Source organism: Halobacillus litoralis, assembly GCF_020524025.1.
GTDB lineage: Bacteria > Bacillota > Bacilli > Bacillales > Halobacillaceae > Halobacillus > Halobacillus litoralis_D.
On sequence record NZ_JAIVKN010000002.1, the window covers coordinates 859,822 to 873,131 of the forward strand.

Annotated in this window: 14 protein-coding genes; 6 read left to right on the top strand and 8 right to left on the bottom strand. The window is 43.2% G+C overall.

What is annotated here, in order from left to right:
* Window positions 1–305 precede the first annotated feature (305 nt).
* Genes LC036_RS10645 through LC036_RS10660 form a run of 4 tightly spaced genes read left to right on the top strand, consistent with a single transcriptional unit; the run spans window position 306 to window position 1,906 of the window.
* On the top strand, window positions 306–719 hold the full coding sequence (locus LC036_RS10645) for a DUF948 domain-containing protein (RefSeq protein ID WP_226581962.1): 414 nt from the start codon (window positions 306–308) through the stop codon (window positions 717–719).
* A gap of 18 nt (window positions 720–737) precedes the next feature.
* Complete coding sequence (locus LC036_RS10650) at window positions 738–1,190, top strand: DUF948 domain-containing protein (RefSeq protein WP_226581965.1); 453 nt, start codon at window positions 738–740, stop codon at window positions 1,188–1,190.
* Window positions 1,187–1,393 carry a hypothetical protein gene (locus LC036_RS10655; RefSeq protein ID WP_226581968.1) on the top strand — a complete coding sequence of 69 codons (207 nt, stop codon included), beginning with the start codon at window positions 1,187–1,189 and terminating at the stop codon, window positions 1,391–1,393. Before LC036_RS10650 ends, LC036_RS10655 begins: the two co-directional genes overlap by 4 nt.
* A gap of 15 nt (window positions 1,394–1,408) precedes the next feature.
* The gene (locus LC036_RS10660; RefSeq protein ID WP_226581972.1) at window positions 1,409–1,906 is read left to right on the top strand and encodes a hypothetical protein; all 498 of its coding nucleotides are present in this window, start codon (window positions 1,409–1,411) and stop codon (window positions 1,904–1,906) included.
* A gap of 230 nt (window positions 1,907–2,136) precedes the next feature.
* Here the strand turns inward: LC036_RS10660 and LC036_RS10665 are convergent, their stop codons facing one another.
* Together LC036_RS10665 and LC036_RS10670 are read right to left on the bottom strand one after the other, a co-directional pair.
* Window positions 2,137–2,304 carry a hypothetical protein gene (locus LC036_RS10665; protein WP_226581975.1) on the bottom strand — a complete coding sequence of 56 codons (168 nt, stop codon included), beginning with the start codon at window positions 2,302–2,304 and terminating at the stop codon, window positions 2,137–2,139.
* Between the two features lie 61 nt (window positions 2,305–2,365).
* A complete protein-coding gene (locus tag LC036_RS10670; RefSeq protein WP_319004458.1) occupies window positions 2,366–3,796 on the bottom strand; it encodes an NAD(P)H-binding protein in 1,431 nt (476 codons plus the stop codon).
* A gap of 254 nt (window positions 3,797–4,050) precedes the next feature.
* Between LC036_RS10670 and LC036_RS10675 the strand changes: the two genes are divergently transcribed.
* Complete coding sequence (locus LC036_RS10675) at window positions 4,051–5,274, top strand: dicarboxylate/amino acid:cation symporter (protein WP_226581977.1); 1,224 nt, start codon at window positions 4,051–4,053, stop codon at window positions 5,272–5,274.
* Window positions 5,275–5,667: 393 nt separating this feature from the next.
* On the opposite strand, the gene LC036_RS10680 is transcribed toward LC036_RS10675, so the two are convergent.
* From LC036_RS10680 to LC036_RS10705, 6 genes are all read right to left on the bottom strand, one after another.
* The gene (locus LC036_RS10680; RefSeq protein ID WP_226581979.1) at window positions 5,668–6,018 is read right to left on the bottom strand and encodes a YidH family protein; all 351 of its coding nucleotides are present in this window, start codon (window positions 6,016–6,018) and stop codon (window positions 5,668–5,670) included.
* Between the two features lie 113 nt (window positions 6,019–6,131).
* On the bottom strand, window positions 6,132–7,439 hold the full coding sequence (locus LC036_RS10685; RefSeq protein WP_226581981.1) for a PucR family transcriptional regulator: 1,308 nt from the start codon (window positions 7,437–7,439) through the stop codon (window positions 6,132–6,134).
* A gap of 270 nt (window positions 7,440–7,709) precedes the next feature.
* Entirely contained in the window at window positions 7,710–9,257 is a 1,548-nt protein-coding gene (gene pruA / locus LC036_RS10690; RefSeq protein ID WP_226581983.1) for an L-glutamate gamma-semialdehyde dehydrogenase, read from the bottom strand.
* A 31-nt stretch (window positions 9,258–9,288) separates the two neighbouring features.
* The gene (locus LC036_RS10695) at window positions 9,289–10,206 is read right to left on the bottom strand and encodes a proline dehydrogenase family protein (RefSeq protein WP_226581985.1); all 918 of its coding nucleotides are present in this window, start codon (window positions 10,204–10,206) and stop codon (window positions 9,289–9,291) included.
* Between the two features lie 374 nt (window positions 10,207–10,580).
* On the bottom strand, window positions 10,581–11,492 hold the full coding sequence (gene rbsK / locus LC036_RS10700; RefSeq protein WP_226581986.1) for a ribokinase: 912 nt from the start codon (window positions 11,490–11,492) through the stop codon (window positions 10,581–10,583).
* A gap of 74 nt (window positions 11,493–11,566) precedes the next feature.
* The gene (locus LC036_RS10705) at window positions 11,567–12,001 is read right to left on the bottom strand and encodes a universal stress protein (protein ID WP_226581988.1); all 435 of its coding nucleotides are present in this window, start codon (window positions 11,999–12,001) and stop codon (window positions 11,567–11,569) included.
* Between the two features lie 255 nt (window positions 12,002–12,256).
* On the opposite strand from LC036_RS10705, the gene LC036_RS10710 reads away from it, so the two are divergent.
* Window positions 12,257–13,309: a fatty acid desaturase gene (locus tag LC036_RS10710; protein WP_226581990.1), complete on the top strand. Its 1,053-nt coding sequence runs from the start codon at window positions 12,257–12,259 to the stop codon at window positions 13,307–13,309.
* Window position 13,310 lies beyond the last annotated feature (1 nt).

Consider the following 13,310-nt stretch of genomic DNA (forward strand, 5'->3'; position numbering starts at 1 on the left):
AATTGTTATTAGTTAAAATTTTCTGAGAAGTTTTGTCGAGTTCTGTCGAATCTTATAATTTACGGCTGATGTTCCCTTAAGAAAACGAATTGAATTTAAAGTAACCGCTTACATAATTAGGGAGTTCCCTTTCTTATTTATGGAGAAACCACATTCTGAAACAAATGTATAATTTTTGCTTTCCTGAACGACATTCGTGAGAAAATCACCCTGAGAAGAATTCCGTTTATAGTTCAAAGGAGAGAGTTTCAACAAAAAACATTAGTGGTATAGCTTTACAAACAATCTAAAAAGGGGGATTCGTCGTGTCATTGGCAGGAATTGGACTACTTATCATCGCCGTTGCTTTTGCTTTCATCAGCATTTATGTCGTTAAAACCTTAAAAGCAGCTTCCACTACAATGAAGAGTGTTTCACATACGTTGGAAAAAGTGGAAGGACAAATGCAGGGCATTACTTCCGAGTCAGAAAGTTTACTTAAAAAGACGAATAATATCGCATCAGATATCGAAGAGAAAACCCAGACATTGAATGGGCTTGTACACTCATTAAAGAATGTGGGCTCAACCGTAGGGAATGTAAATCAATCCTTTCAAGGTATTTCGGAAAGTGTAGCCCATGCTTCCCACCAGAGTAACGATGAGGTTGCGAAAGCCTTCCGCTGGGGCGATGCTGCGATCGAATTATACTTAAAGTTCAAGCGGAAGAAAGCCCAATAAAAGAAGGAGGGAATGGATATGGATTACTTAGGAATCGGAGTTTTAATTATCGGCATCGCTTTTGCCATCGTTTCAATCTTTTTAATTAAGGCCTTAAACAATCTCGCAGGCGTGTTAAGCGGTGTACAAACGACCGTTGACCAGCTCCCCGATCAGCTGGATACTGTGATAAAAGAAACAAGCGGCGTGCTTCATACGAGTAATGAAACACTAGCTGATGTGAATGAGAAGATGAAAGCCATCAGCCCGCTGTTTTATATCGTCGGGGACATTGGGGAGTCTTCCAGAAAACTGACTTCCTCTCTTGTTGATATGACTCAATCTCTGAAGGAAACCACACACGAGGGAGAACAAAAGATCAACGAAGAAGGATGGCGCGGCATTTACGGGGCTATTGCGATGACTTATTATTTCTCCCAAAAACGAAAAGCTTTGAAATCAGCAGCCCAACTGGATAGTCCATCCTCATGAAAACAAAGGAATGGATTATTGGACTGTCGGCGGGCCTGTGCAGTGGATGGATGATACGAAAAGTTGTAAGAGAACCATCCGTTACAAAGATGAAGTATAATCGAAAGAAGAAAGACTTTTATGAAACAGGTAAAAATCAGTATGAAGACATTCAGGCAACCAAAGAAAAACTTCGTATAGAGGCACACAAAAACCTAAATTAAGGAAGGGGAAAAATCATGCAGAATCAAGAAGTGAACCAACAGACAACTCCAAAAAAACGAGGAAACAAAAAGCTGCCGCTGGCCATTCTTACAGGAGCACTAATTGGAGGAGCTTTTGTTTTAATTAAAGATCCAGCCGAAAGAAAACGTCTGAAAGAAGGCACGCGTTCCAAGAAAGATGCTGTATCTGAGTATGCTTCTGAAGTGAAGGAAGACCCATCGGCCAAAAAAGATGACCTCGTCACACGCGTACGTAACGTAGTCAACATCGCAAGTGAAGCAGCAGCTACCATTCAAGAAGTCTTTAACAACCAAGGCAAAGAAATCACAGAAAAAGTGAAAGATATTAAAGAAGAATCAGAAGAAATTGTTTCAACAGCGAAAGAAGCTGGTGAAGAATTGCAGGATGTTGGAGAAAAGGCACAGGAAGCAAAGAATGAATTAACGGAGGATTCTGAGGAAACAGCCGGAGTCCCTCAGGAAAAAGTAGTAGAAGTAAATCCTCAACGATAAGGACAAGATAAGTTCAGGGCAGTTGTGCTCTGGACTTTTTTTGTCTCTGTTATTTGTTTCTTCACCTTAATTAGATAAAGGAGTACTTAAGAAGTGAATCTGGAATACATATGTTCGAGATCGTCAGGCAGTAAGGGCCGTGTGAAAAACTTTGTATAGCCATCATCTTTCCTACAAAGTCTTCACCCCGTTCAAAAAGAGCCTGTTCCAATAGGAACAGGCTCTTCCATTCAGGCCTCGCCTTTATAGCCTAAACGCTCGCGATCGATATATTCATTCGGTTCCTCGCCAAACCCAGTACTATGGTTTTTAAACTGGGCCTTACGTCCATTCCGATGCTCTCCATGACTTGTTCTTTCTTTAAACTGGTGGTCATGTTTTCGGTCTTTTTTACTCATCCTAATCACCTCATGCAGGACCTGATGTCTTACATGATTAGTTTGTTAAAAACGAGAGAAACTATGCATGAATACGGTAGGAAGGTTCACTTGTTCCCCACTTCTCCAGATGTTTACGGAACAAGGCCATAACCACAAGGTGGGCTTTTGCCTGGGTATATTTATAAAAAAACCACGGGAGAGAAGGCATATAATCATGGATCGCCACAATCGCTTCCTCTTTCTCTGGGATTTTGCGGAATTCCAGACGCCCCCGGACATTTTTGCTGCTATCAGCAAGACTGCCACCCGAGATGTAATAAAGGGCCCTGTCTTCGGTACTGCGTTCTGCTGAATAAGTAAGTTCAAGTAATGGTATTTTTTGAAAAATAATCCCAACCTTGCAGCAGTGGGCATCATCAACGGTCGTTTTCACCCATGGATTCAAGATTTTCTCCAGCCATTTGACGTAATACTTACCAATCCAATCGGCTGAATGTCCCTGTGGCAGTGGAATACGCTGAACCGAGCGCACGTCGTGCTGGACAGAAGCAACGGGACGCAGCCGTTTTTTACCGGATGATGATCGTTCTTCTTTTTCAAGCGCCTCCTTTGCGGCTTCTTCAAACGTCACCTTCCCTTCACTAATTCCTTCAACTTTGTTTTTGGAGTGCGTGACCATAGGATGAACAAGGCTTTCGATTAGCGGATACACCATTTCTTTTGAAGATCCCGTTACAAGACGCACCCATAATTTTGACAGTCCAATGGTTAAAAAAGGAACATCGATGGCTGCTGGTTTTCTTCCCATGACACGGGCTAATTTTTTCATCATCGTCTCGTATGTCATGACCTCCGGGCCTCCAACATCGATGGACCGGTTTTCCACGGTCTCATTGCCTATGCTCTTATCCATCGCACCAATGACGTCTGGTAAGGCAATGGGCTGGGTTTTGGTCTTTGTCCATTTAGGTAAAGCCATAAAAGGCAGACGTTTCACTAATTTCTTCAAGATTGGAAAGGAAGATCCACGTGGGCCTACAATTAGTCCTGCCCGAATCGTCGTAACGGGCACGCCGTAGGCTCCTAGTATTTTTTCTACTTCCAGACGGCTTCTTAAATGTCTGGAAAGCTCTTTTTGACTTTCTGGAATAATACCGCTCAGATAAATGATCTGCTTAACTCCTTTTTTATAAGCGGCTTGTGCAAAGTTGTCCGCTAAGATAACATCCATATCCTCAAACGTTCCCTGGGTGAGTTTGGCAGAAGGCATCATGGAGTGGACGAGATACACCGCTATATCTGCCCCTTCAAGCCCTTTTTCCGCATCCGCAAGTGAATATAAATCACAGGAACGCCATTCTATATGATCCGTGTCCTGTTTGGTTTCAACGTTTCTCGATAAAGCAATAATATCTGAATGCTGGGTTAATTTATTTATTAGATTTTGACCGATATATCCACTTGCTCCGGCTAGTGCTACGACTTTTCTCTCTTTATTCAGTATAGACACTTCCTTTACTCTTTTTTTATTATGTACCCTTGTCCATTTCGTGTGTAACTCAGCAATCGGTCCCTCCAATTGGTGGTTTCTTCCACAATCCACCCTGGTATTTTAAGGGTCACATTCCATTAATTTGAACGCAGTCACAGGAATCAGGACGCTATCATTGACACATAATCAAACATGCTTTATCTTATCCTAGTAATCACAAGTAATTTGATCAGCATTAACGGTATTAATATAAAATTATAGGAGGTATCACCATGAAATTCATCTGGGATAAATATACCAATGCTTCATTAATAAAGAAAATTTCATTCGCACTTATTTTAGGAATAATCATCGGACTTATATTCGGAGAAGATGCTTCTATCCTCGCTCCATTCGGGGATTTACTGCTTCGACTGCTCAAGTTTATCATCGTCCCTTTAATCCTGTTCACACTCATAGTCGGGGTAAATCAGACCAACTTAAGCAGTCTTGGCCGCATGGGAGGGAAGGTTTTCCTTTACTATTTAGGTACTTCCGCCATCGCTATTCTAGTAGGTGTCTCCATAGCCAGCCTGTTTAATCCTGGTTCAGGAATTTCGTTAAATGGAACGGAGAGTGTAGAGGTACCTGAAAATCCAGGTGTCGCAAGCGTTCTTTTAAATATTGTTCCAACTAACATTGTACAAGCCTTTACAGAGATGAACCTTCTTGGAATAATCTTCACGGCAATCGTCTTTGGTCTGGCGGTTTCCTACCTTCGCTCTTCTAAAGCCTTCAGCGAGGTTGGGAATCATTTATATAAAGTGATTGATGGTTTGAATGAAGCGACTCTTGCCGTCATGAAAGGTATTCTTCAGTATGTTCCTATCGGTATCTTTGCAATCATTGCGGAAGTCGTAGGAACACAGGGTGCGGACACGTTATTATCATTAGGAAATTTCGTTCTCGTCCTTTATATCGGATTGATCGTCCAGCTTGTGCTCTATATTGTGTTCTTATTTGTTACAAAGAGAAAACCATTGTCATTCTTTAAAGAAGCACGAACACCTATGATTACAGCCTTCGTTACGCAAAGCAGTTCAGGAACTCTTCCTGTTACGTTAAATGCCGCTCGTAATCTTGGCCTGAATAAAAGTCTATACGGATTCAGCCTGCCTCTAGGTGCCACGATTAACATGGATGGGGCAGCGATCCGGATTGCTGTGTCAGCTGTCTTTGCGGCTAATGTCATCGGTGACCCATTAAGTTTTGCAGCGATCATGCAGATTGTCCTCGTAGGAACCCTTGCATCTGTCGGAACTGCGGGCGTGCCCGGGGCAGGAATCATTATGATTGCTACAGTCTTTTCACAGGTAGGACTTCCAATGGAAGCAGTCGCTCTCCTGGCTTCTGTTGATGTGCTTATCGGCATGGGAGCTACAGCCTTAAATGTGACGGGTGACCTTGTCGGTACCTCTATCATCAACAAAACTGAAAAACACACAGAAGGAAAATAATTATATTACTTCACTCTAAAGAAAGCCACGGAACCGTTTTGGTTCCGTGGCTTTTCATTGGCATCCGTACAGCTGTTATCCGGGAGAGCTGATTACGTGATGTGTAGAGGATAGGGTCCTCGAAGTCATACATATGAATCTTCCTGCCTGATAACGAAGGAAAATATTAATCCATTGCAAAATACAGAATTATTGCGATTTCGAAAACTCTATTACCGTAATGGGGGACCTGGAAACTGCGAGACTCCTGCGGTAATGGACAGACTGGCGAGACCCCGGAGAGCGAAGCTCGAGGAGGCTTGCCTTCCTCCCCGCGGAAAGCGAGTAGTTTCCATCCCCCTCACACTTTACAAGCTTCTCGAAACAAAGCCTTTCAGTAAGAAAATCCTTTCCTTATATAAACAGCAAATAGGCCGCAACCAATACAAGAAGCAATCCAACCACAGAAGTCATAAAAACGATGATCCGGTTTGATGATTCAAAACGATTTTCGTTAATGTTTTTTCTCGTATGATAATAATTCATAGTCGCCCCGACGATCGTCATAAACCCGAGAAATAACGAAACAATACTGACCAAAAGCGCCAGATCATCCACGATCTCACCGGAATTGGGCAGAGCCGTTATCTGCAGGGTGGTGGCTAAGAACCCTACCCCGACTAAGGCGATGCTCGTTCGAATCCAGGCTAAATATGTACGTTCGTTCGCTAAATGCTGTTGAATTAAATTTCTCTCATCTGCCACAGGCTCATCTCCTTTTACTCCTTATCATACAACAGTGAAGCAGGCTCATACCTTATTCCTTTTAAAACCAAAAGAAGGCAAGCCTGTATCAGCATGCCTTCTTTTTCTGCCTATCACTTTTGGAGAGCTGATTTATAACGTTCATAATAGCTGTCCACGTTATTTAATAACAACAACTCCGTATACAAATAAGCTTTCATATTAAAATCAGAGAAATCGATGTTCGTCATCTCCTGAATTTGTTTAATCCGATAATTCAACGTGTTTGGATGGATAAACAGTTCCTGCGCTGTCTGTTTACCCTTTCCGTTATTAGCGAGATAGGCTTCCAATGTAAGCAGGAGCTCCGTCTGTTTGTTCATATCATTGCGAATCAATAGTAAAAGGTCTTCACTGTAATAATCTTCTGAGCTGTTTTTCTCATAAAGCGCAGCTAAGTACCTGTACAGACCAAGCTTGGCAAATTCACGCGGCATGGTTTCCGGGCGCGGACTGATGAAGTTGGCGGTCTCAATTACTTCAAGAGCTTCCAGGAAGCTCTTTCTCATGTAATAAAGTTTAGTATACTCCTTGCCGACACCAATTAAATAATGATAAAACTCTTCTTCCCCTGTCTCGAATTTCACTTCATCAATCAAATCACGCGCGATATCTCTTGAAGACATGTGCTTTTCCTTCCGTCCTTCTATGAAGAGAATCATTTGAAATTCTGTTTTCAAATAATACATGTGTTGATTCGCTCTGAAGCGGTTCACGATATCTTCTAAATGCTCAAGCATGAACTTGTATTGCGGGGCTGTCACGGAAAAGACCATAATAGAAAACCGGTCAGGGATCTGCAGTTTCGCTAAAGAGGCATCATGCCGAAACTGACTTTCACTACCATATTCATGATGAATGAGCTGCCAAAGCAGTTCCTCCTTACGGCCTTCTTTCGCATTTACCTTCATGAACTGATCATAAATGAGCTTACCCAGATGAGAGGTGATTTCTTCTAAAAACTCCAAATCTTCTTCAGCCAGCATTTCATTCGATTCTTGTATCCATACATACCCCATCGTATGGCCCAGATGCTTAGCCCCTATGACGACTCTCTGCTGAAATCCGAGTTCTTCTATAGGATCAACACGAATCGGGTGTGGTTTTGTTTCCAGGCTCTGAACGATCCCCTCTTTTTTCAACCGATCAATGATAAAAAGGGGACATTTCTTTGAAAGGATTGTTTTTTGCTGGGTCTGGTCAAAATCATCAAAGGAAGAACTGTAGGCTATTAATTCAAAGTTCTTATTTTCAATGATTACCGGCTTCTTTAACTTGGAACTGATCAGCTCTGTTGCTTTATGAATATCTTCTGCCTGAAGGATCAATTCTTTAACTTCCATAGGAATCCTAACCTTTCCGAGTAGGTTGAATGTCATCATTCGTTACCCTCCATTATATCGGTTGTTGTTGGAAAGAAAAAGAAATTAAGTAGATAAAAAGTGTAAGATCCTTCGTTTTAGACCGGCAAGCTTATCACATAGAGCAGCAAGGGGAGCTCCTCCCATTCAATTGAGGCGGCATTCTTCGTTTTTTATGGCTCTGTACCTATGCAGAGGCCGGCACCTCTCAATGACGGACCGTTTCAAAATACTCCCCTATCTCTCTCCTTTAAAAAAGCTCTCCCAGGTGTGGGAGAGCCTCAGGTGATTTTAAAACATTTCAGAGATCGTCTTCGCCTGCATATGCAGCGCCAGATAGTCCGGTCCGCCTGCTTTAGAGTCGGTACCTGACATTTTGAATCCGCCAAACGGCTGGTATCCTACGATGGCACCTGTGCAGTTGCGGTTAAAGTAAAGGTTGCCGACATGGAAATCGTATTTTGCTTTTTCCAGATGATCACGGTTGTCAGATATGACCGCACCTGTCAAACCGTATTCTGTATTATTGGCAATCTCGATGGCATCATCGAAGTCTTTAGCCTTTGTAAAGCAGACCACAGGGCCGAAGATTTCTTCCTGCTGCATGCGGGACTCTGGGTGAAGGTCTGCAAATACCGTCGGCTTGATGAAGTAGCCTTTTGAATCATCGCCTTCTCCACCTGTCACCAAGCGCCCTTCTTCTTTACCAATCTCCATGTAGCTCATGATTTTGTCATAAGCCCCTTGATCGACAACTGGTCCCATATAGACGTTTTCTTCAGAGGCATTTCCTACGGTTAACTGCTCTGTACGTTCTTTTACTTTTTCCAGAACTTCATCATAGACATCCTGGTGAACGACAGCGCGCGATCCAGAGGAACACTTCTGTCCGGAGAAACCGAAAGCAGATACGATAATGGCATCTACAGCTGTCTCGATGTTCGCCTCTTTATCAACCACTACGGTATCTTTTCCGCCCATCTCCGCAATGACCTGTTTCAAGTGATTCTGACCCTCTTGAATTTCAGCTGCACGTTTAATGATCCGCGTCCCAACATCACGGGAGCCGGTGAAGGAGATTAACGCTGTTTTCGGGTGGTCGACAAGGTAGTCTCCTACTTCTCCACCGCTTCCTGGTACAAAGTTCAGAACGCCTTTTGGAAGTCCGGCTTCTTCAAGAACCTCTACGAACTTCGCAGCAATCACCGGACTGTTACTCGCCGGCTTCATGACAACTGTGCTTCCTGTCACCAGTGGAGCGACTGTCGTACCTGCCATGATGGCAAAAGCGAGATTCCAAGGAGGAATAACGACAGCTACACCTGTGGATGTATAAATGTAACGGTTCTGTTCACCCGGGCGGCTTTCAACTGGTTTGCCTTCTTTCAGCTCGATCATTTGACGGCCATAGTACTCAAGGAAATCAATCGCTTCTGCTGTATCTGCATCTGCTTCTTTCCATGGCTTGCCGACTTCATAAACGAGATAGGCAGAGAATTCGTGTTTGCGGCGACGGATAATATGAGCAGCACGGAACAAGAGTTCAGCGCGGGCACGCGGATCCCATTTTCTCCAATCTTCAAAAGCGGTTGCCGCGGACTGTACCGCTTTTTCAGCTAGATCAGCATTGGCTTTCGATACTGTCCCTACGACCTGCTTTGTGTTGGCGGGGTTGGTAGATGTAATCGTATTGTCTGTTCGAATACGTTCTCCATCGATCAGAAGGTCATGATGCTGCCCTAGTTCTTCTTTCACTTGCTTTAATGCTTCTTCGAAAGCTTTCTTGTTCTCTTCTACTGTGAAATCTGTGAACGGTTCGTGTTTATAAGGCTGGACCATGATAAAATTCCCCTTTCTGATTTTAAAAAATTTATTTACTGAAAAATCCTCTGAGTGCAAAAGCAATATTCGCGGGTCTCTCTGCAAGACGCCTCATAAAATACCCATACCAATCTTCTCCATATGGCATATAGACGCGTACGTTATACCCTTCTTTAAGAAGGTCTTTCTGCATTTGAGTTCTCATCCCATAGAGCATTTGGAACTCAAAGCGGTCGTTTGGAATGTCATGCTCTTTTACTAACTGCTTTGTGTAATCCACAATCGCATCATCATGACTTGCAATAGCGGTATAGTTGCCATTGAGCAGGTTTTTCTTGATCAGATGCTTCAAGTTATCATCGACCAATTTTTTCTCTGGAAAAGCAACTTTGCCTGACTCCTTATAAGCCCCTTTTACAAGACGCAGATAAGGCTGGCAGTCATTTAAATTGTCTAAATCCTCATCAGAACGATAAAGGTAGGATTGAACAACCGTACCTAAATTCGGATACTCTTTCTTTAACTCTTGATAAATTTCTAATGTTGCTCCACATCTTGAGGAGTCTTCCATATCAATCGTAACGGTCAGGTCATGCTTTTGAGCTTCTTTTAAAATCAGCTCCATGTTTTCCATGACTAGCTCCCTGCTGATATCCAACCCCAAGGATGTTAATTTAAGAGATACTTCTGACTGTAATTGGTGGCTCGCTATCTGCTGGATGCTGCGAATGCATTCTCCCGCCCGATCCCTTGCCTCCTGCTCACAGTTTACAAACTCACCTAAGTGGTCGACAGTGACCACAAGACCTTCGTGGTTTAGCTGTTGAATTAATGGAATTGCCTGAGAGAAAGTCTCTCCTCCTACTATCTTGTCAGCCCCAAATTTAGCGCCAAAACGCTTAGCAAAGCGATCTAACAACTTGTTGTTGGAAAGGTATAAGAAAAAATTCTTACTGATGGCTTCCAAGATCACCACACCCTTTCATCATTCTCCTATTGATCACCATCCGGGTCTTTTAGGTGGAATGGAAGTATTTTTTAATTCTTAAGAAAATTATAACTAATAGCGTTTACATAGCACAACGTGTCGAAAACACAAAGATAAGGGCTCCGTTTTATAGTTTAAACACAAAAGCGGCCGGCGCCCGTTTAGAATAGGCGTTGAGCGGGAACATTCCGTGTCATTAAAACCTAAATTCAAAAGGCCGTAGACGTAGAGGAAAAAACACAAAAACATCCCTTCCGTTGTTATGGAAGGGATGTTTCTTTTCATGATCCTTAGGAGGATATGTCTTTGTCCTTAAAGTTCATTTCTATCGAGGGTAAAATGATAGTGTTGTACTAATTTGAACTCTTTTTCGTACTTTGTTCCATTCTCCTGTCCACATCTTTTCTATAAGGCATTCCCCCCTGTGCCCCAAACCCGGTTACGGAGAAAGAGGCCGCACAATTGGCAAAACGAATACTATCTTCTACGCCTTTTCCTTCAGCGATGGCTGTCCCAAAGGCCGCATTAAAGGTATCACCGGCACCTGTGGTATCGACTGCTTGTACAGGAAAGGCCGGAACGAGCACCTGGCTTTTGCCGTTATGATAGCGGACACCTGCCGCCCCCTCTGTGACCAGCAGCTTACCAGGGAACTTTTGAAGAGCATCAGACAGCTCCATTCCATTAAAAAGGACCGCTCCTTCGTGCTCATTTGGTGTGATGTAGGAAGCATAGTTGATCACCTCATCTGATATTTTCCGCGCCGGTGCAGGATTTAATAGGAGAGGCACACCAAGCTCTTTACAAAGTTCCGCTGCATACACGACCGTTTCTTCTGGTACTTCCTGCTGGATCATTACAAGGTCACAGGTCCGTAGTAAAGCCACGGATTCTTTAACGTAATCAGGCGTTACACCATCATTGGCCCCTTTGACGACAATAATGCTGTTATCCCCCTCGGCCAGAGTAATATGTGCTGTACCGGTTTCTACACCTGTCACCCGATCCACATAATCGGTGTTCACACCATTCCGTTTAAAATTCTCCAGGATTTCAGCACCATAAGGGTCATCTCCGACACAGCCAATCATATGAACGTCCGCTCCCACTCTGGCAGCTGCAACAGCCTGATTCGCCCCTTTCCCTCCTGGTACAGTCTTAAATGATTCACCAAGTACGGTTTCACCCGCGTTTGGACGCTTTGTTGAAGTGACAACAAGATCCATCGATGAACTGCCGATGACGGCCACTTTCGCTTTCTCCATTGTTTTCATTCCTTTCCCATTCCCCTGTCTATTTATCGTTAGAAAAACCCGTCAAAAAGACGGGTCCATTCACTTTATTTCATAATTAAAACCGGACAGGACGCATGCTGGACTACATTATTGCTGACACTTCCGAGAAATAACTGTTTTACGTTCCCAAAACCGCGGCTGCCTACAATAATTAAATCAACCGCCTTTTTCTTGGCATAAGCACAAATACTTAAACCAGGATTTTCTTCCACGTTACTCACAACCACTTCTGTAACAACATCCACACCCGGTGATTCCATCTGTTCTTTCAACACCTGCATTTCAGAGCGAAATCGGTCGGCCATCTCTTTTCCGATACTGCGCGAGACTGCGGCATTGGTCGCAGGTCCGGTAGGTTTAACAACAGATAAAATATAGATTTCTCTTTCAGGGGACTCACAAGCCTGATTTTTCGCTTCATAGACTGCCTCTCTGCTCAAATCGCTGCCGTCATAAGCGACAAGGATGCGCTTTGTCATAAAGAAACCCTCCTGAATAAAGTGGTCTTTCCACCTCTATTTTATCATAATGAAAGCGTTCCCTTAATGGTTGGACTTATGTTTATTCCATTATTTGTTCATCATCGTTGTTTCACGTGAAACAATAATACCTCCTAAGAATAGACAAACACCCATGACAAGTGTCATATAGATGACCTGACGTTTGTGTCTTATAAAATTCTCCCTTTTCACCTATCATAACTAATATGAACAAACGTGAAGGAGTCGTTTTTAATGAACAAAGAGAAACAAAAAGAGCTGAAGAAAAGCGTATCAACCTATGCGAAGCCTGACACAGCTGCAGGCGTCCGCCAGTTAATGAATACAATTGTACCCTTTGTTCTTTTGTGGTACCTGGCTTATGTAAGCTTATCCGTGTCTGTTTGGTTAGCCGTCCCTGCTGCCATGCTCGCTGGAGGGTTTGTCATTCGAATGTTTATTATTTTCCATGACTGTACACACTCTTCCTTTTTGAAAAGTCAAAAAGCCAACCGTATGATTGGGACCATTACCGGAATCATAACGTTGTTTCCGTTTGATAAATGGAAGAGAAGTCACTCCATTCATCACGCTACAAGCGGTAATTTAGACAAACGTGGAACGGGTGATATCTGGGTGATGACGGTCGATGAATACGTGCAGGCCTCTTTCAAAGAACGTATGGCCTATCGTATATATCGAAATCCACTTGTCATGTTCGGCCTTGGTCCGATTTATTTATTCCTTGTATCAAACCGGTTCAATCGTAAAGGCGCCAAACGTAAGGAACGCATCAACACATATGTAACAAACGCTGCCGTGGCTGTAATCTACAGTGCATTGATCTGGGCGATTGGATGGGAAGCTTTCTTAATCATTCAAATTCCGATCCTATACGTTTCTGGAATTCTTGGCATCTGGCTCTTTTACGTCCAGCACCAATTCGAAGACTCCTATTTTGAGGATGAATCAGAATGGGACTTTGTAAAAGCAGCCGTTGACGGAAGCTCCTATTATAAACTTCCGAAACTGCTCCAGTGGGTGTCAGGAAACATTGGATTCCACCATGTTCACCACCTAAGCCCAAGGGTTCCAAACTATATGCTGGAAAAGGCGCACAACGAAACACCGCCCCTTCAGCATGCAACAACGATTACACTGGCGACAAGCCTGGAATCGGTCCGCTTCCGTTTGTACGACACAGAAAATAAAACCTTCGTTTCATTTAAAGAAGTAAAGCCCTTATTAAAAAAGAAACGATTGTCTATGCTGGAAAATAACCAGCCGACTTTACAAAATGAGCGATGAG